Below are 18,113 nucleotides of genomic sequence, written 5' to 3'. Positions count from 1 at the left end.
CAAAATGAAGTGGCGAATCATAGCAAATCACCCCTGCCCGGCGGGAGCGGGCTGCGGCGGCCCCGGGCGCGGTGTCAACCGCCACGCCCCCGTGAGCATGACGCCCCGCGACTGGTCGGGACCGGCGGTCACGATCGCCTGAACCTGCGAGAGATCAGTTCTTGGAGCCGCGTGCCCAGCGCAGGGCGAAGTTGTACTTGCGGCCCATCGCCTCGTGGTTGCTCATCTTGCCGTCGGAGACGATGTAGTCGACGAGCTTGGTGACTTGCAGCTGGCCGTTGCGGTTCTCGATCGACGCGATGGCGCACATGCCGCCGGCGCCGCCGTGGTCGAGCCGTACCTCGACCGGTGCGTTGTCGGGCACCTCGATCGTGACGACACCGTCGGTGGCCGCCCAGTTCGGCACGCCCTGGTAGATGAACGTGAACACGAGGATGCGCTTGACCTGGTCGAAATGGTCGCCGTTGATGAACAGGTTTTCGCCGCTGGTGTTGGTGCCGGTGCGGTCGTCGCTGTCGAGCATGATGTAGGGCGGACGGTCGAAGCTGCCCCATGAATCGCCCAGCGCCTGCACGCCGCCCGGCGTGCCGTCGGCCAGCTCGTACAGGCAGCCCAGGTCCAGGTCGATTCCGTTCGATCCCTTGGCGCCGCCGAACAGGCCGCCGAAAAGACCGCCCTTCTGCTCCGGCTTGGCACCGGGCGGATTGCGGTTCCAGTTCAGGTTGACGCGAATGCGGCCGAAACCGCGGCTAGCCGCGTTCTTCGCCAGCGATACCTTGTCGCCGCGCTTTTCCAGCGTGACTTTCGACAGCGAGATTTTCGGTGCCGCGGGGACCGGTGCCGGAGCCGGGGCGGCCGCCGGGGCCGGGGCAGGGGCCGGCGCGGGTGCCGGCGAGGACGCGGCCTCGCTGCCGCCGAAATGCGCCAGCAGCGCCGACAGGCCGCCATTGAAGCCCTGGCCGATGGCGCCGAAGCGCCACAGGCCATCCTTGCGATACAGCTCGCCCAGCATCACGGCCTTCTCTTCCTGGAAGTCGGCGCCGGCCAGCGCGAACGTGGCCGCGTCGCCCAGCGTCATGGCGCCGCTGCCGATATTGCGCATCGTGCCGCTGCCGTCGATGGCGCCGGTGAATACCAGCTTGTCGATGGACGCCGGCAGCGCATCGAGGTTCAGCGGGAACTCCGCCCTGGAACCGGACAGGTTCAGGCGGATCGCCCCTTCGGGGCTGGCCAGCTGGTTATAGAAGATCATGTAGCGGTCGTCCGCCAGCTTGCCGGCCGCATCGAGGCCGAAGCACGACAGGTCGACCGATGCGCCGCTGGCCGGCAGGTCGATGGTCACGCTGAATGCGGACTGCAGGCCGAGATCGGAGAGCTTGCCTTTCTGGCCGCGAATGAAGGTCTTCATGGGTGTCGGTTCCCGGGTGGTGGTGGTGAAACCACCATGGTAATTCATCGGGCCGGCCGCGCGGCCGCGATATGGCGGGCGCTCACGTCACGTCGCAGGACGACCAGGTATTCCGTCCCGCTTCCTTGGATTTGTATAGCGCGATATCGGCGCGCTTGTAGAGCCGCTCCGCGCTGTCCTGTCCGTTCGAATAGCCGGCCACGCCAACGCTCGCGCTGATTTGCATCGTGTGCGCGCCGTGGACGACCGGCATGGCCATGGCGGCGACGATGCGTTCGCAGACATCCTGCACGATCGCGGGTTCGTAGCCTGGCGCCAGCAGGATCGCGAACTCGTCGCCGCCCAGGCGCGCCACCAGGTCGCCCTCGCGCACCGCCGTGCGCAGGCGCTCCGCGGCGGCGACCAGCAGCGCATCGCCGGCGTCGTGCCCCAGCGTGTCGTTGACCGACTTGAAATGATCGAGGTCGACCAGCAGCAGCGCGAACGGCTTGCCGCCGCGTGCCGCCTGCGCCGTCATCCGGCGCAGCGTGTCGTTGAACAGGCGCCGGTTCGGCAGGCCGGTCAGCGTGTCGCCATAGGCCATTTCCTCGAGCTGCGCCTGGATGGCGCGCAGCTCGGCCGTGCGGCCGGCGATGATCGCTTCCAGCTCGCGCTTTTTCCGGCGCAGCAGCGAAGTGCGGGCCTGCATCAGCAGCACCAGCAGGAGCAGCACGCACAGGCCGGCCAGGCCGCGCACCCAATTCTTCTGGTGCCAGGCGGGCAGCGCCACGACAGGAACGCGAAGCATGGCGATATCGCCGTCTTCCGCCGTGCCGCGCAATTCGAGCGTGTAGCTTCCCGGCGGCAGATTGGTGTAACTCGCGCGGGGCGGCGTGGCGGCCGCCTCGATCCAGCCCCGGTCGAAGCCATCGAGCCGGTAGTCGTAACGGCGATAGCCGGGCGGTGCATGATCGAGCGCGGAAAACTCCAGGGCGATGCCGCGCTCGCGGTCGTCCGGCGCGATTTGCAGCGGCGTGCCGCCGCCCCCGCCTGCTGTCACCGGCACCGGCATCGACGCCGTGGTCCGTCCGCCCAGCGACAATTGCGTGATGGCCATCGAGGTCCGGTAGCCCGGTTGCTTCAGGCGGTCCGGCCGCAGGATGGTCACGCCGGACACGCCGCCGAACAGGATATCGCCGGAAGGCGTGCGCGCCGCGGAGCCGGTCCAGTAAGCCGACACCTGCATGCCGTCCGCGATGCCGAGTCGCCGTATGGCGAATGTTTCCGGATCGATGCCCGCCAGGCCGTTGTCGGTGCTGATCCAGATCCGGCCGGCCGCGTCACGCACCAGTGCGTTCACACCGTTGTCGGGGAGACCCTCCGCGGTGCCGAAACGCCGGAACCATCGCCGCCCCTGCCCATCGGTGCGTTCCAGCATGGCGATACCGGCGGAGAACGTGGAAATCCACACGCGGCCCCGGGCATCCTGGATGATCGACGATACATAGTTGGCCGGCATGTGCGCCTGGCCGGCGGTATGCAGCGTGACCCGTTCCACTTCTTTCCTGCCGATGTCCAGCCGGGCCAGGCCCGCCATGGTGCCCACCCAGACGCTGCCGTCTTCCAGCGGCAGGATCGCGGTGACGCGGGAATCGCCCAGCGCGCTGTCTTCGCGGCGTATGACTTCGGCCATCCCGCCCGGCATCATCCTGAGACCATGGAGGCCGTCCAGGCCACCCGTCCACAGCACGCCGTCGCGCCATGCCAGGCTCCAGACCGAACTGTCGCCGGGGCGCCCTGGTATATCGATGCGCCGGATGTCGCCGCCGTCCGCGGCACTGCGGAAAAGGCCGTGCTGGGTACCGAGGAAGACCGTGCCTTCGGGGCCATTGACCATCGCCAGGACGCGGCTCTTCGGCAACCCCTTGCCGCCCCTGCCCGTTGCCGGCGCCAGTTCCCCCGTTGCGCCATGCAGCGGATCGACAATCGCGATCCTTCCCTCGCCCACGCCGAGCCATACGCTGCCATCCGGCCGGGCCAGCATGCTCGGCACGTCGAGCTTCGGGATATCGCCCAGCGCGCGGATGGTGGTGACGCCGCGGGTACGCGGGTCGTGCTGGCTGAGGCCATCCATCGTGGCGACGAATATCTGCCCGCTGCGGTCGCGCAGCAGTGCGCTGACGTCATCTTCGATCAGGCTGTCCGGCATTTCCGCCCGGTGCCTGAAACGCCGCGTGTGCCCGTGTTCGGCATCGATCTCGACGATACCGCCGCCTTCCGTTCCCAGCCAGATCACGCCGGCGGTCTTCTCCACGATGGAAAACACCCGCTCGCTTTCCAGCATCGACCGGCCCGGCGCTTCGGTCACCGCGACCGGGCCGTGATGCGCATCGTCTTGCACGAACGCGCCATTGGCACGCGTGCCGATCCATATCCTGCCCGCGCTATCCTGGTAGAGCACGCTGACCGTCGGCTGGCTGGCGCCATCGACCGGCAGGTTGACCGGCACGAGCGGCCGGTCGTCGGCATCGCGCCGCCACAATCCCTGCCGCGTTCCGATCCACAGTGCTCCGCCGCGGTCGCGCAGCAGCGACTCGATGCCGCCCTTGGGCAGCGCGGTGCCGGCGATCTGCGGCGCGCCGCTGCGCGCGGCATGCACCACGCCGGCCGCATCGATGCGTTCCAGTCCTGCGCCGGTGCCCACCCACAGGCCGCCGTTGCCGTCTTCGGCCATGGAGGTCACCTGGACATGGCTCAGCCCGTTCTTGCCCACCCCCGGCGAGACGAAGCTGTCGTGCTCGGCGTCATACCGCGCAATACCGCCGCTGTTGGTGCCGATCCACAGGCGGCCCGCACCATCGATCCGCAAGCTGAGGATATAGCTGTCGGGCAGCGTGCCCGATTTTCGGGGGTTTGCCTGGTAGCGCCGGAACTGGAAACCATCCCAGCGCATCAGGCCGGTCTGGGTACCGAGCCAGATGAAGCCCTGCCGATCCTGGGCCAACGCGGTGCCGACGCCCAATGAAGGCGTCTTGTGATGGGTGAACGAGGTGTGGGCGAGTGCCGACCAGGGGGCGGGCATGGCCGCGTGCCCGGTTTGCGCCTGGAAAGTCAGCGCCAGTACCGCCAGAAGCATGAGGCATCGGAAAGAATGGCGCAGACAGGACATCGCAAGAATTTTATTTCCCATTGGAACTATCATATCCTGTATCTGCTGGCCTGCAGGGGCTCTTGCCGGCACCTGTCAGTTTGTGTCGTATCGGTGCACGCGGATTCCCTTTACCGCTTTACGGGAAGGCATCGGATGTGCTGCGACTGGCGGCATGGAAGCCTGGAGCATATCGCAGTTCGGCAGGGTGTCGTGGCAGGGCACGCATGACTGGCTGCGAAGTGGTCGGCTGCGGGCCACTCGGTAGAATGCACAAAGGTTGACATCCGGCGCATTTGGTCTTAAGTTTCTGTAATGACAGAAATAAGAGAAAACCGCGAGCGGATGGCGGAGGTGCTGGAATTCCTGGAAATGCTGACCGACAGCTACGATGACTACAAGCACCTGGAGCCGGCCACGCTGAAGCGTTTCATCACCATGGGCGGCAAGGTCGCCAGGCTGCTGGGCTGAGGAGGCATCATGAGTACACCCGAATTGACCGTCTATGTCGACGGCACCTGCGGATTTTGCATGGCCGAGGTCAACATGCTGAAACGCCACGACCGTCTCGGCGTCCTGGCCTTCGTCGACGTGGCGACGCCGGGCTTTGCCGACTTTCCGCCGGGCACGGACCTGGCGGCCCTGAATGCCAGGCTGCATTCGGTGACGGCCGATGGGCGCGTGCTCACCGGCCTGGACAGCATGCAGGCCATCTATCGCCTGGTAGGCCTGGGCTGGGTGGTCTGGCCGCTGCGCATCCGCCCCCTGCGACCGCCGATGGCCTGGTGCTACGAGCAATTCGCGCGCCACCGCTATCGCATCTCGAACTTCTTCGGCATGCGTTCGACGTCCGCCGCGCCTCGCTGCGACGGCAATGTCTGCCATCCCGGCAGCCCCTTCACGAAAGGCCTGCGCGATGAGTGAACACACCACGGGCACGCCGGCGCTGACCCTGTACTACGACGGTGCATGCGCCTTCTGCACCGATGCCATGCTGACCCTGCTCCGCCACGACCGGAGCGGCGTACTCGACTTCGTCGATATCGCCGCGCCGGGCTTTGCCGATTTCCCCCCGGGGACGGACATGGCGGCGCTGAACGCCAGGCTGCATGCCGTCACGGCCGACGGCCGCGTGCTGTCCGGCCTGGACAGCATGCAGGCCGCGTATTCGCTGGTAGGCATGGGCTGGGCCGTGCTGCCGCTGCGCATCCGCCCCCTGCGCCCTGCACTGGCCTGGGCCTACGACCACTTCGCGCGCAACCGCTACCGGGTTTCGCGCCTGCTCGGCATGCGCCTGCCGGCGCCTCATTGCGACGGCGACGTGTGCCACCGCGGCAGCCCGTTCACGAAAGGGCTGCGCGACGACTGACGCGATTGATTTCAGGCCGGCGTGTCGGGTCGTGCCGGTAACGGGTGCCACTGGCACCTGCTGGCCGCGACACTGCTGACCGACGGCCAGCGCCCGGGCAGTGAGCATCCTCACCTGACCCATTGATTACACAGCATAAAGATTGGTAGGCCTCCCGTGAGTCGAGCACGGCACCAACGGATCATGAGTTGCTAGCAAAACCATATCCATAGATAAATCTAGGACAAGTCTCCGCAGGTTGGTGAAGGTAATCATATATGACGAATCAATGAGTTAACGAAATTTACGTCAGCCATGAAAACGTTATGAATGTACCGCTAGTGAACCTAGATTCCTTCCACCTATCTCAGTGGTCCGCAAACACAATTATCCCTCGTCTGCCCAAAGCTCGACGCCCAAAATTGCCCCTGCAAGTATCCTGTTGACAGGAAACTTTTCCGGGAGTAGCCTTCTCAGCGGTGGTTCATCGTGACCACAGCCGTCGTCCGCCATCGTGCAGCACGACAATTTTAGTCAAGCTCCATCGTGAGCATTGAAAGGAAGTCAAATGGGACAATCCGTCCACCGCATTGTTGCGCATGAAGCGCGCAAAATCACTCATCCTGTCATTGATGGTGTTGCCAAATTTTGGCTCACTGTTCCCGCAAAGAACTTCCCATCTGGCATAAGTACGGCTGTAAATGCCCGTGATCCCGTTGGCTTGAATCGCCGGGTGTATCGCGACGTCAAGGAATCATTGCTAGGCTTGTCATCAGCAGAACTTGGCACTTTTGATCTCATGAACAAGGGCATTACGATTCTCGCGGAAGAAGTGCGCCTCATCAGCAAGGCACGTGGTGAGTATGAAATCGTCATTGATGACGAGGAAGGCGGAATTGTAGATGGAGCCCACACGGCAAGAATTATTGCAGATGCTAACGCGTCCGGCTCAATTCCACCCGAACAGCATGTCGAAGTCTACATTCGTACGAATATTTTCGGCCGGATGATTACTGACATTGCGCGTGGCCTTAATACAAGCCTGCAGGTTGCGCCGAAATCGATCTACAACATTGATGGCGTTTTTGATTGGCTGAAAGATGCCGTATCCTCCGAGACTTATAGCGATCAGTTTTCCTGGAAGGAAAGCGACGTAGCCGAGTATGATGTCCGTGACCTCATCGGGGTTCTGGAGTTGATTAATATTTTTGACTTCGATAATGATGAGCCCAAGCATCCGATTTCAGCGTACGAGAAGTCCTCTCTTGTTCTTGATCGGTTCGCTGCTGATCATGAAGCTAGCCGAGACGACCTCTCAAAGAGCAAGTACTACCGTCTCAGAAATCTCCTTGTGGACGTACTCAAGCTCTGGGATCACATCCGCCACGATTTTCCGGAAATTCACAATGGATCTGGCGGCTCTGCAGGCAAGCTGAATATAGTTGAAAAAGCCCCAGTCAAGAAAGGCGTTTTCGAATTTCCCTTTGCCCCTCTTCCTAGCTCTGCCTACCGGCTAACCAAAGGCGCGGCTTTTCCGATCTTGGGCGCGTTCCGCAATTATGTCGCCATTGATGAGAAGACTGGCGACGCGGTTTGGCGTGGTGGCTTTAAGCGAGTTCTTAAAGTCTGGCAGGACCTCGGCCCTGAACTGGTTGCCGAGACATATCGTGCGACGAAAGATATCGGTCGCAACCCCGAATTGCTTGGGAAAAATCGCCAGCATTGGGTAGGGCTGCACAAAACCGTCCGACTGACCGTACTTCAGGATCAGCTGAAGGCTCTTCAAAAAAGCAGCAAGACAAAGTAATCATCCAGTTGCGAAAAAAGCGCTATTCATTGGCGCTTCTCTTGCTCGTGGCGAGCATCGCGGGAGCGGCGTCGAGGGATAAATGTGCGAGTAGCATCAGCGCTTTTTTTGCATGGACGCTGCGCTCTGACAAAAGCATCGCCGTGTAGGCTTATCGTAATGGGTATGGCAAGAAGAAAAGTTAGCAATGAGTTGTTGGCAATGCTGGAGCCGTTGATATCGAAATTTGTTCCGACGCGAAAAGGAGACTGTTGGCGGCGATTGCGCAATTGGCAAGCTGCTGTCGTATGGGTGAATTTCACTTGGCGATGCTGATGAGGTTGCGCGAGCATGACCAGAGATTAACTGGATCGCGCCAGCATTGATGGAGCCAGTGCGGCCAGCCCCTCGGGGCTAGGAAACCGGCACAACCCCAACCAATCGTAGAATACTAGGCAGTAAACAGCACATCGTCGTTATGTCGGAGGCGTTCCGCTGGCCATCGCGATCACTGGCGCAAATCGTCACGATTCGATAACGTTCAAGAGCATGCTGGAAGCCATTCCGGCCGTGCCAGAATTAGATAGGCGGCCAAGACGACGTCCAAGCAAACACGCCGACAAGGCTACCTCTATGCCCGATGTCGGCGTTATTTGCGAAAGCGCGGCATCACAGCACGCATTGCCCGCAAAGGTATCGAAACCAAAAGTCGTCTAGGCAGGCACCGCTGGGTCGTTAAACGAACACACTCGTGGTTCGCTGGTTTTGGGAAGTTGCGAATCCGTTTTGAACACCGGCTCGATATTAATAAAGCGCTGTTCTCACTGGCTGCGATTATAACTTCGCACTTCGTAGATGACTTGTGTTAGCGGCTCAATGATCAGGAGGCCGCGTCAATCCGTGTGTATAAATCTATGCAGATCATTTGCAGACATACTCACTGGCGCGCCTTCTCTTTGCATATCGCAATAGATTCTGACCGACTACATCAAAATAAAGGAACCCCATGCATATCCCAAGTAGCAGAGTCTATAACCAGATTCATCGTGAAGAAGGAGGTATTTGGTTTGTTCCAGCAAACGGTGGCAAAGAAACAGCAGTACTTATCAAGGCGCCAACAAGTGCCTTAAAAGCTCTCGTAGCAGGAGCTCCTCTGACCTTCGTTTTCGCTATTCAGGATAAATATCTCTGCTGCGGAACACGCATTTACGATGTGCCTGGAGCACCATTGCTGCTTTGTAGCATACAGCGCCATAATGAAGAACATGCGACTCTTCGCCGAATTGCTGCAGCGGGACGCTCCCCAATCTTCCTCTTCAATGAAATGGACGTATGTGTAGCATGGTCGGACAGCATGATAGCCAATGATGAAAAGGCTATGCTCATAGACTTTCTCTCAATTCCAGAAGGCTTCTACTCCGGCAAGTACCCAGAGGCAGCTCCAAACTTTCTAGATGCCGTTTGCGAAGCAACAAACCTCCAGAAACGCATCACGAGTACTGAAGACTTTCTCGCTATAGAAACTACTGTAGCACATGGTCCATGGGCATCAAATATGGTTTCATTCCCAGGGATACGAGACACGCAAAGTATCGTTATAGACGATCTTAATGAAGGAGGTGTCTTCGAGAGTGCAATCTGGGCTTCATTAGAGTCAGTGTTCCCATTTAATCTTCATCGATCACCGCAAGTTACTATCGGCAAAAAACAACGGGAGTTAGTTGATGTTACTGCATTCTATGAGCACGGCAGTTTCTTTATTGAAGCGAAAGATCTATCAATCCTCGCATCTGGATTCGACCGAACACGGGAACGCCGCTTGGCGGGAATTCAAAAACAGGCGAAAAAAGCAATCGTCCAACTCACTGGAGCTTGTAAGGCCGCGAAGAGGGGAGAGAAAATCACCGATCGACACGGCAATCCAATTTTACTCAATCTGAATCAACCAATACATTGCATTGCCCTCCTATCTGACCTGATGCATGAAGGAGATTGGAAGGCCATAGAGAAATCCTTGAGAGACGCAGTATTAGAAACGGGCGATTTCTATCACATTCTCGATCTTCGAGAGCTGGTAACTATACTAAAATGCAGTAAAGGTGATCAACGTTTGCTGGACTACAATCTCATGATGCGATGGGAGCAATTTGTTAAAACGGGTTCAGTACACATCCGTAGCCGGCCCGCACCGCCTTAAGAGCCGGTAACACAACTGGATGTGTAGGCCATATTTTGGCTATCGTCATGGGTATGGCAAGAAGAAAATTTATCAATGAGTTATAGGCAGCGCTGGGGCCGTTGATACCGGAATTTGTCCCGTCGCGAAAAGGAGGCCGTCGGCGTTCAGTCAATGACTAGGTAGCCTTGAACGGCATTTGTACGCGCTACCCACCGGTATTCCATTGGAAGACTTACCGCAAGCACTGGGTTTTGGCAGTGGAATGACCTGCTGGCGGCGACTGCGCGATTGGCAAGCTGCTGGCGTATGGGAGGAATTGCACTTGGCGATGCTGAAACCGCCTCAAACCCAACCAATCGTGGAAAACTAGGCAGTAAATGGCACATCGTGGTCCATGCCAGAGGTGTCCTGCTGGCTATCACGATCACTGGCTCAAATCGTCACGATTCGATAGCGTTTGAGAGCACGCTGGACGCTATCCCGGCCGTGCCAGGACTAGATAGGCGGCCAAGGACACGCCCAGGCAAACTGCACGCCAACAAGGGCTACGACTATGCCCGATGTCGACGTTATTTGCGAAAGCGCGGCATCACAGCGCGCGTTGCCCGCAAGGGTATCGAAAGCAAAGATCGTCTAGGCCGACACCGCTGGGTCGTTGAACGAACATACTCAGAGTTCGCTTGTTTTGGGAAGTTGCGAATCCGTTTTGAGTGCCGGCTCGACATTCATAAAGTGCTGCTCTCACTGGCTGCTGCGATCATAACTTCGCGCTTCATAGATGACTTTTGTTAGCGGCTCTTATTGTCTCATCGGAGCCCCTTACCTTCCGATTCCGGTCCGCCGTGATGTTTGGTGCACCGCCCGTTGTGATGGTGCTGGTATTGTCAGGCGCCAGCAGACGCAGCCTGCGGCCAATTCCAAGGGATTAACCTACCCTGCACCCTAATGCTCGGATGGGATGCAGCTGTCAAATCACTGACGGCCACAGCTGCAGAAACTACCTGCGTACAAGGGCAGGTAATCATCTGCACAGTAGGTGCCTTATAGACCACTCGGCAAAACTGCGCCGAAGTAGAAGGAATCTAAAACGGCAATGTTGTCAGAAACCCTCGGAGGCGTTCCTCGTCTCGTGGATCAGCGGAATCTATCTTGTGAAGCAGTGGCTTTAAGTTAGATTGAGTCAGCAAGAGACGGCCGAACGCGACTGAGTCGCGAGCCGTGTCTAGAGTGGGCTTAATTGACTGTACCCACTTACTCCAGCGGTTCAGGTCCTTGACCTGTAAGTCATCAATCTTCACTTTCTTAAATTCTTTTATTTTTTCCTCAAGTTGCACGACAAGCAACTCGCGCAAGTCGTTCTCCTGATACAGTGCTTCTAATCCTTGAATTTCGGCGACGATTTCATCCAGATAGTATGGTCGCGAGATTTTCTTGCCTCTCATTGCCTCGATCTGTTCGATCTCCTTCTCGTTGGCTTCGCGTGACGCAGTCAAATGGCGGGTTCTTTGCCGGACCATTTGCTCAAGAGTACGTGTAATCAATGTTGGGATCTTGGCGGGGTTCTTTAGTGCACTCACTTGGCGATGTATCCAGCGCGCTCCGTGATCGCCAGCTCGCAGTGTTTCGATCCTGGCTTCCAGTTCATCAAGCCTAAAGAAGGCAGTTGCTAGCACTTCTCGATTGTCTCGGGCCTCCAGATCGCGCTCGAATTGCCGGGCCTGCTCAACGAAGTCTACGCCGAAGTACTTGCTGCCGCAGTCTTTACCGATGTTCGTTTCGCGCCCGTCCTTGGTCGCTACTAGATAACCTCGGCCATGTGGAGTATGGCAGTCGGATAATCCACAACGAACATAGTCGCTGAAAACGTAACGCCCAATGATCGACCCAAGCTCATGCTTTGTTGGGTCGAGGTTGTTTGTAAATCCCGGCCGCTGGAGAACATCGTCCCAATGTTCGACTTTGAACAGTTCTTTGTTGACGTTTAATGTGATCATGTGGAAGTGGATGAGTATTCGATGCAACAATCATACGCCACGCCTGACTTACCGAGTCGAAAGACGGTTTAGACATCTTCATGCAGGAGGCGCTCCAACGGCGCAGACGGTCCGCAACATCATCGCAGTCCTCCACGTGGCCGAATCAGTGGGACTCGACTTCTTCGGTTTCGGCGAACACCACACACCGCCGATTCCGGTATCGTCGTCTACGTCGCCTACGGTGCTCGTCAACGCGGCGGCAGCATCAAAGAAGTGGATCAAGCAAGGCACCGGATGTTGGTATTGTCCATCGACGATCCCGTTCGCGTGTACCAGCAACTCGCCACAAGCGCTGGCCTGACGCCCGGGCGTACTGAGATCGTGGCAAGACGCGGGGTCGTCCCCAATCACCCTCCCGATCTTCGATCTCGAAGAGCGTGGCTACGACATGCTGTTCTGTTCCAAGCTGGCGCTGCTGTTCGTCGTGAATTGCAATGAGCAGGTCGCATGAACCGGGCCATATCGCAAGCAGCCTCTGCGGGACGTGCTTGTGCCGCGTGCCGAGCAGCCGATGAAGGTCTGGCTCTGCAGCGGCGGTAATCCCGGATCCGTGGCACGCGCGGCGCAACTCGGCTTGCATTGTTATAAGATTGTGTCTCGCAGCGTGGTGTATGAAGACTTCGCCAGAGTTGGCGTTTAGGAAGGCAGCTTGAGGGCGGCCATTGTGATTCTTGAGGTAATGTTGGGTTTGCGAAGACCTTAACAAAACACTTACGGAGTCACAATGGCCGACGCCACTATCGCATTATCCGAGCTCGCCGAAAAGGGGCAGAAGCAGATTTCATCCGCCAAACGCTGCAGCATGCCCTGCAGCGGCTGATGGAGATGGATGTCGAAGCGCTTTGCCAGGCAGCATACTGCCAGCGTAGCGATGATCGCGTTAACAGCCGCAATGGCTACTGCGACCGGGCTTACGAAACCCGCGCCGGCAAAGTGGATCTGAAAATCCCGAAGCTGGGCAGCGGCAGCTATTTCCCCAGGCTTTCTCGAGCCACGGCGTACCGCCGAAAAGGCGCTGACAGCAGTCATCTAGGAAGCCTATATCCAAGGAATCTCGACACGCTCAGTCGACGAGCTGGTCAAGGCAATAGGCATGAGCGGCGTCTCGAAAATACTTGGACATGCAAGTTTAACAATGACAATGCGATATGCACATCTCGCGTTGACACTTTGTTGACAGTGCGCTCAAAAAGCTAACATCAAAATGATGTAACTCATTGATTTAATGGTAGGCCTCCCGTGAGTCGAACACGGCACCAACGGATTATGAGTCCGCTGCTCTAACCAAGCATGAGCTAGAGGCCCAGAGGTACTGCAGATGCGCCGTGCGAATGCCAGGCGCGGGTATTGTCAAACAAATGCGCCGGAGCGGAAGCCCAGGCTGATGTTACCACCGACAACAGAGGCCGGAATCGAAGCCGAAACCGCCCCACCCTGCCGCGTTCGTCGGTCAAACGACTGCAAAACGAACTCGGCAGAATAGGGCCTGCTCCCGCTTCCGTCAAGACCCCGTCACGGGTGACCGATCAATTCCCTTCCAGGAAACTCTTCAGCTTGTCCGACCGCGACGGGTGGCGCAGCTTGCGCAGCGCCTTCGCCTCGATCTGTCGGATCCGCTCGCGGGTCACGTCGAACTGCTTGCCCACTTCTTCCAGCGTGTGGTCGGTCGACATTTCGATGCCGAAGCGCATGCGCAGCACCTTGGCTTCGCGCGGCGTCAGCGAGTCGAGCACGTCCTTCACCACGCCGCGCATCGATGCGTGCAGCGCGGCATCCGATGGCGCGAGGGTATTGTTGTCCTCGATAAAGTCGCCCAGGTGGGAATCGTCGTCGTCGCCGATCGGCGTTTCCATCGAGATCGGCTCCTTGGCGATCTTCATGATCTTGCGGATCTTGTCTTCCGGCATCTCCATCTTGATCGCCAGGGTGGCGGGATCGGGCTCGGCGCCCGTTTCCTGCAGGATCTGGCGGCTGATCCGGTTCATCTTGTTGATCGTTTCGATCATGTGCACCGGAATGCGGATGGTGCGCGCCTGGTCGGCGATCGAGCGCGTGATGGCCTGGCGGATCCACCATGTGGCGTACGTGGAGAACTTGTAGCCGCGGCGGTACTCGAACTTGTCCACGGCCTTCATCAGGCCGATGTTGCCTTCCTGGATCAGGTCGAGGAACTGCAGGCCGCGGTTGGTGTATTTCTTGGCGATCGAGATCACCAGGCGCAGGTTGGCCTCGGTCATTTCGCGCTTGGCCTTGCGCGCCTTCATCTCGCCGGCCGCCATCTGGCGGTTGATGTTGCGCAGGTCCGGCAGCGGCAGCACGACCCTGGCCTGCAGGTCGATCAGACGCTGCTGCAGTTCCTTGATCGTGGGGATGTTGCGGCCCAGGATCGCGCTGTACGCGTGGCTGGCGGCCACTTCGCCGTCGACCCATTCCAGGTTCGTTTCATTGCCGGGGAAGACCTTGATGAAGTGGGCGCGCGGCATGCCGCACTTGTTCACCGCCACGTCGAGGATCTGCTTCTCGATGTGGCGCACTTCGTCGACCTGGCCACGCAGCGTGTCGCACAGCTTTTCCACGACCTTCGCCGTGAAGCGGATGCCCAGCAGTTCGTTCGAGATCGCATCCTGCGCCCGCACATACGACTTCGAGCTGTAGCCTTCCTTCTCGAAGGCCTTGCGCATCTTGTCGAACTGGCTGGCGATTTCACCGAACTTGCCCAGGGCCGTGTTCTTCAGCGCCTCGAGCTGCTCGGCCGAGTAGCCCGCGGCCGCGCCGGATGCATTGGCCTCTTCCTCTTCCTCGGCTTCCTCTTCTTCTTCCTCTTCCTCTTCGTCATCCTCGTCGGATGCGACGGCCGCCGTCGGCGGCGCCTGGTTCGGCGCATCGTCGCTCTCGTCGACGAGGCCGTCGACGATCTCGTCGATCTTGATCTCGTCGTTGCGGATGCGCTCGGCCGTGGCGATGATCTCGGCAATGGTGACCGGGCAGGCGGAAATGGCCTGGATCATGTCCTTCAGGCCATCCTCGATCCGTTTCGCGATCTCGATCTCGCCTTCGCGCGTGAGCAGTTCGACGGAGCCCATTTCACGCATGTACATGCGCACCGGGTCGGTCGTACGGCCGAAATCGGAGTCGACGGTGGACAGCGCGGCTTCGGCGGCGGCTTCCGCCTCGTCGTCGCTGGTGACCGTGGCAACGTTGTCGGACAGCAGCAAGGTTTCGGCATCGGGCGCGTGCTCGTACACGGCAATGCCCATGTCGTTGAACGTGCCGATGATGCCTTCGATCGCTTCCGGGTCGACGATGTTGTCCGGCAGGTGGTCGTTGATTTCGGCGTATGTGAGGAAGCCGCGCTCCTTGCCGAACTTGATCAGCGTTTTCAGCTTCTGGCGGCGGCGTTCCAGCTCTTCCTCGGTGGCTTCCGTGTCGGACGAGAACGCGTCTTTCAGCAGTGCCTTTTCCTTGGCCTTGCGGTCCTTGGCTTTTGCCTTGTCCACGGCCTTCAGTTCGGCGCGCTCGACGGCGTTCAGGGCCGCCACTTCCTCGTTCTCGGGCTGGAATTCCTTCGGCTTGCGGCCGCGCCGGCCGGGCACCTTCACGCTCGGCAGCACGTAGCCGGACGTGTCGATCGCGGCCAGCGCGGCCGCATCGGTGGTCTGGCTCACCGCCGGCGGTGCCGCGGGCGCGCGCGTTTCCACGCCCGCTTCCGCGCTGGCTTCGGCGCGGGTTTCCGTGCGCGCTTCGGATTTGTCGGCCGTCTTGGCTGCCTTGGCGGTCACTTTGCTGGGCTTTGCAGCCGCTTGGGTTTCAGGTTTCTTTGCTGGCACAGGCGCTTTCGATGTCACAACGACTTGCTTTACGGGTTAGGATGATGCCGTAATCACCGGAGCCCCGAAATCGCGGGACTCTTCCATCCGGCACTTCTACAAAACTTCCTTGCTCATTCCCGGCCACAGTCCTGAAGCTGCCGGCAGCCATTCCGTTATTGAATGACCATGTTTGGCAGAAATTCTACTGTATGAGTGCGCGTGGGGGCTAGGGGCACGAATGGTGTGAGGGTGCGGGCAGATTTGCCTGCGCGGCGACAAGAAACTCGCGCCGTCTCAACCAAGTCCGGACCCGGCCGCCAGCACACTGTATTACGTGCCGATCATGAGCCCAACTTACTGAAAACAAACACAAATTCTGAACTGAAGTAACCTTGCCAAGGTATTGAAATACTTAGCGTTTTATTATAGCACGCCGTATTTTGATTGCCAGACGCGCGGCCCTGGCGCCGCGCTCCCGCATGCCTTGCAGTGTGTTTCGGCCTGCAACCGCCTTTACCACTTTCTATCGATTCGCCAGTTCCGACTGTTCTTCGCGGGATAACATGTCCTGCTTCGCCATATTTTCCCGATAGCGAATGGCTTTTTCTTCCGTCGACAATGCCGAGGCGAAGATCTCGTTCAACTCCGCGTTCAGCGCGTCCTTCTTCAGCTGGCGCACCGTGGCTTTGAGCACCGCGGCTTCGGCATCGATATCCTGTTCCGGCGCCTCGGCGATTTCGCTGATCAGCGCATCATAATCGGCCCCCTGGTCCTTCAGGCCCTGCACCAGTGCGGCGAACGTGGCGCCTTCGCCGAGCGCCTGGGCCGTCTGTACCAGGTGCACCAGGTGCTCGCACTGCTCCGGGCCGAACTGGTGGAACGCCTGCAGCGCCGACTCGTCCAGCTGCAGCGCCAGTGCCGGATGCGTGACGACGGCACGGACGATCTTGCGCTCCAGCCCCACCGGCTCCTGCCGCTTGCTGCGCGGCGGCGCCTTGCGGCTGGCCGCCACCGGTTTCGACAGCTCGAACAGCGCCTCGATCTCGCCAGGCGTGCTCTGCGTCATCGAAGCGAGCCCGCGCACGATCTGCAACCGCAGCGCCGACGGCGCCATGGCCTGCAGCATCGGCTTCGCATCGAACTGCGCACGGGCGCGGCCTTCCGGTTCATCCAGGTCGTGCTCGCCGGCCGCCTCGCGCAGCAGAAACTGCGACAGCGGCATCGCTTCATGTACCTGCTGCTCGAAGCCCTCGGTGCCGAACTCGCGGATATAACTGTCCGGATCGTGCTCGGCCGGCAGGAACAGGAACTTGATCGTCTTGTCGTCGGCCACGTGCGGCAGGCACGCTTCCAGCGCGCGGCGCGCGGCGCGGCGACCGGCCTTGTCGCCGTCGAAACTGAAGATCACGTTGTCGGTTTGGCGCAACAGCTTTTGCACGTGAACCGTCGTGCACGCGGTGCCGAGCGTGGCCACCGCCTGCGGGAAGCCCATCTGGGCCAGCGCAACGACATCCATATACCCTTCCGTCACCAGCACATAGCCGGCATCGCGGATCGCCTGGCGTGCCTCGAACAAGCCATACAGCTCTGAACCCTTTGAAAATAAAGGCGTTTCCGGAGAATTCAAGTACTTTGGCTCGCCCTGATCCATGATCCGGCCGCCGAAGGCGATGACCTGCCCCTTGGCGTTACGGATCGGGAACATCACGCGTTCGCGGAAACGGTCGTAGCGCTTGATGTGGCGGCCTTCCTCATCGACCTTGTCGATGACGAGGCCGGCCTCGACCAGCGCCGGCGCATCGTATTGCGGGAACACGGCGCGCAGGTTGTCCCAGCCTTCGGGCGCATAGCCGAGCGCGAAGCGGGCCGCGATTTCCCCCGTCAGGCCGCGGCCCTTCAGGTAGCCTATGGCGTTCGGCGCCTTGCGCAGCTGCGCCTTGTAGAAGTCGGCGGACAGCGACATCGCCTCGGACAGCGCCAGGCTCTGCGCCTGGATCTGGGCGCGCTGGGCGGGCGGAATCTTGTCGTCCGCCTCGGGCACGATCATGCCCACGCTCTGGGCCAGGTCCTTCACGGCATCGACGAAGCCCATGCCGGAATACTCGATCAGGAAACCGATCGCGGTACCGTGCGCCTGGCAGCCGAAGCAGTGATAGAACTGCTTGGTGGGGCTGACGGTGAAGCTGGGGGATTTTTCGTTGTGGAACGGGCACAGGCCCTGGAAATTGGCGCCGCCCTTCTTGAGCTGCACATAGCGGCCCACCACGTCCACGATGTCGACGCGGTTCAGCAGGTCGGAAATAAAGGATTGTGGAATCACTGTGGCAACCGCGCTTCCTACAGGATGTTGCAGATGAGGTTACAGATCAAACTATAACGCCGCCCCGATGCGATGTTGATTCAGCTCAAAGCGCACGGGG

Annotated in this window: 10 protein-coding genes, 1 tRNA gene and 3 pseudogenes; 8 read left to right on the top strand and 6 right to left on the bottom strand. The window is 59.7% G+C overall.

The genetic code is table 11. The annotated features are described in order from the left end of the window. Positions 1-154: 154 nt before the first annotated feature. Positions 155-1,408: a TerD family protein gene (locus tag GJV26_RS18325; RefSeq protein WP_155710095.1), complete on the bottom strand. Its 1,254-nt coding sequence runs from the start codon at positions 1,406-1,408 to the stop codon at positions 155-157. 82 nt (positions 1,409-1,490) lie between these two features. Further along, positions 1,491-4,523, bottom strand: coding sequence for a two-component regulator propeller domain-containing protein (locus GJV26_RS18320; protein ID WP_173346229.1), 3,033 nt, complete (start codon positions 4,521-4,523; stop codon positions 1,491-1,493). A gap of 327 nt (positions 4,524-4,850) precedes the next feature. On the opposite strand from GJV26_RS18320, the gene GJV26_RS18315 reads away from it, so the two are divergent. The 7 genes and pseudogenes from GJV26_RS18315 (at position 4,851) to GJV26_RS18285 (ending at position 10,640) form a co-directional block, all read left to right on the top strand. After that, positions 4,851-5,006, top strand: coding sequence for a hypothetical protein (locus GJV26_RS18315; protein ID WP_229419349.1), 156 nt, complete (start codon positions 4,851-4,853; stop codon positions 5,004-5,006). A 9-nt stretch (positions 5,007-5,015) separates the two neighbouring features. Then, a complete protein-coding gene (locus GJV26_RS18310) occupies positions 5,016-5,459 on the top strand; it encodes a thiol-disulfide oxidoreductase DCC family protein (RefSeq protein ID WP_155710093.1) in 444 nt (147 codons plus the stop codon). Further along, entirely contained in the window at positions 5,452-5,904 is a 453-nt protein-coding gene (locus tag GJV26_RS18305) for a thiol-disulfide oxidoreductase DCC family protein (protein ID WP_173346228.1), read from the top strand. The genes GJV26_RS18310 and GJV26_RS18305 overlap by 8 nt, the downstream gene beginning before the upstream one ends. Positions 5,905-6,451: 547 nt before the next feature. Continuing rightward, on the top strand, positions 6,452-7,690 hold the full coding sequence (locus GJV26_RS18300) for an AIPR family protein (protein ID WP_155710091.1): 1,239 nt from the start codon (positions 6,452-6,454) through the stop codon (positions 7,688-7,690). Between the two features lie 165 nt (positions 7,691-7,855). Further along, positions 7,856-8,538, top strand: a pseudogene (locus tag GJV26_RS18295) (IS5 family transposase). 137 nt (positions 8,539-8,675) lie between these two features. After that, complete coding sequence (locus GJV26_RS18290; RefSeq protein ID WP_155710090.1) at positions 8,676-9,866, top strand: hypothetical protein; 1,191 nt, start codon at positions 8,676-8,678, stop codon at positions 9,864-9,866. Between the two features lie 92 nt (positions 9,867-9,958). Then, positions 9,959-10,640, top strand: a pseudogene (locus GJV26_RS18285) (transposase). Between the two features lie 290 nt (positions 10,641-10,930). Here GJV26_RS18285 and GJV26_RS18280 read toward each other — a convergent pair. Next, on the bottom strand, positions 10,931-11,842 hold the full coding sequence (locus GJV26_RS18280; RefSeq protein WP_155710089.1) for a hypothetical protein: 912 nt from the start codon (positions 11,840-11,842) through the stop codon (positions 10,931-10,933). Between the two features lie 766 nt (positions 11,843-12,608). Between GJV26_RS18280 and GJV26_RS18275 the strand changes: the two are divergent. Next, positions 12,609-12,995 (top strand): annotated as a pseudogene (locus GJV26_RS18275) (transposase); the annotation flags it as partial. Between the two features lie 115 nt (positions 12,996-13,110). On the opposite strand, the gene GJV26_RS18270 reads toward GJV26_RS18275, so the two are convergent. From GJV26_RS18270 to dnaG, 3 genes are all read right to left on the bottom strand, one after another. Further along, positions 13,111-13,189, bottom strand: a tRNA-Ile gene (locus GJV26_RS18270). 221 nt (positions 13,190-13,410) lie between these two features. After that, entirely contained in the window at positions 13,411-15,663 is a 2,253-nt protein-coding gene (rpoD, locus tag GJV26_RS18265; protein WP_371866500.1) for an RNA polymerase sigma factor RpoD, read from the bottom strand. A gap of 553 nt (positions 15,664-16,216) precedes the next feature. Then, positions 16,217-18,013: a DNA primase gene (gene dnaG, locus GJV26_RS18260; protein ID WP_189442052.1), complete on the bottom strand. Its 1,797-nt coding sequence runs from the start codon at positions 18,011-18,013 to the stop codon at positions 16,217-16,219. Positions 18,014-18,113 lie beyond the last annotated feature (100 nt).

The sequence above is a fragment of the Pseudoduganella dura genome, from assembly GCF_009727155.1.
Taxonomy (GTDB): domain Bacteria; phylum Pseudomonadota; class Gammaproteobacteria; order Burkholderiales; family Burkholderiaceae_D; genus Rugamonas; species Rugamonas dura.
Note: the sequence above shows the minus strand (reverse complement) of the source record. Positions and strands in the feature narration are given on the sequence as shown.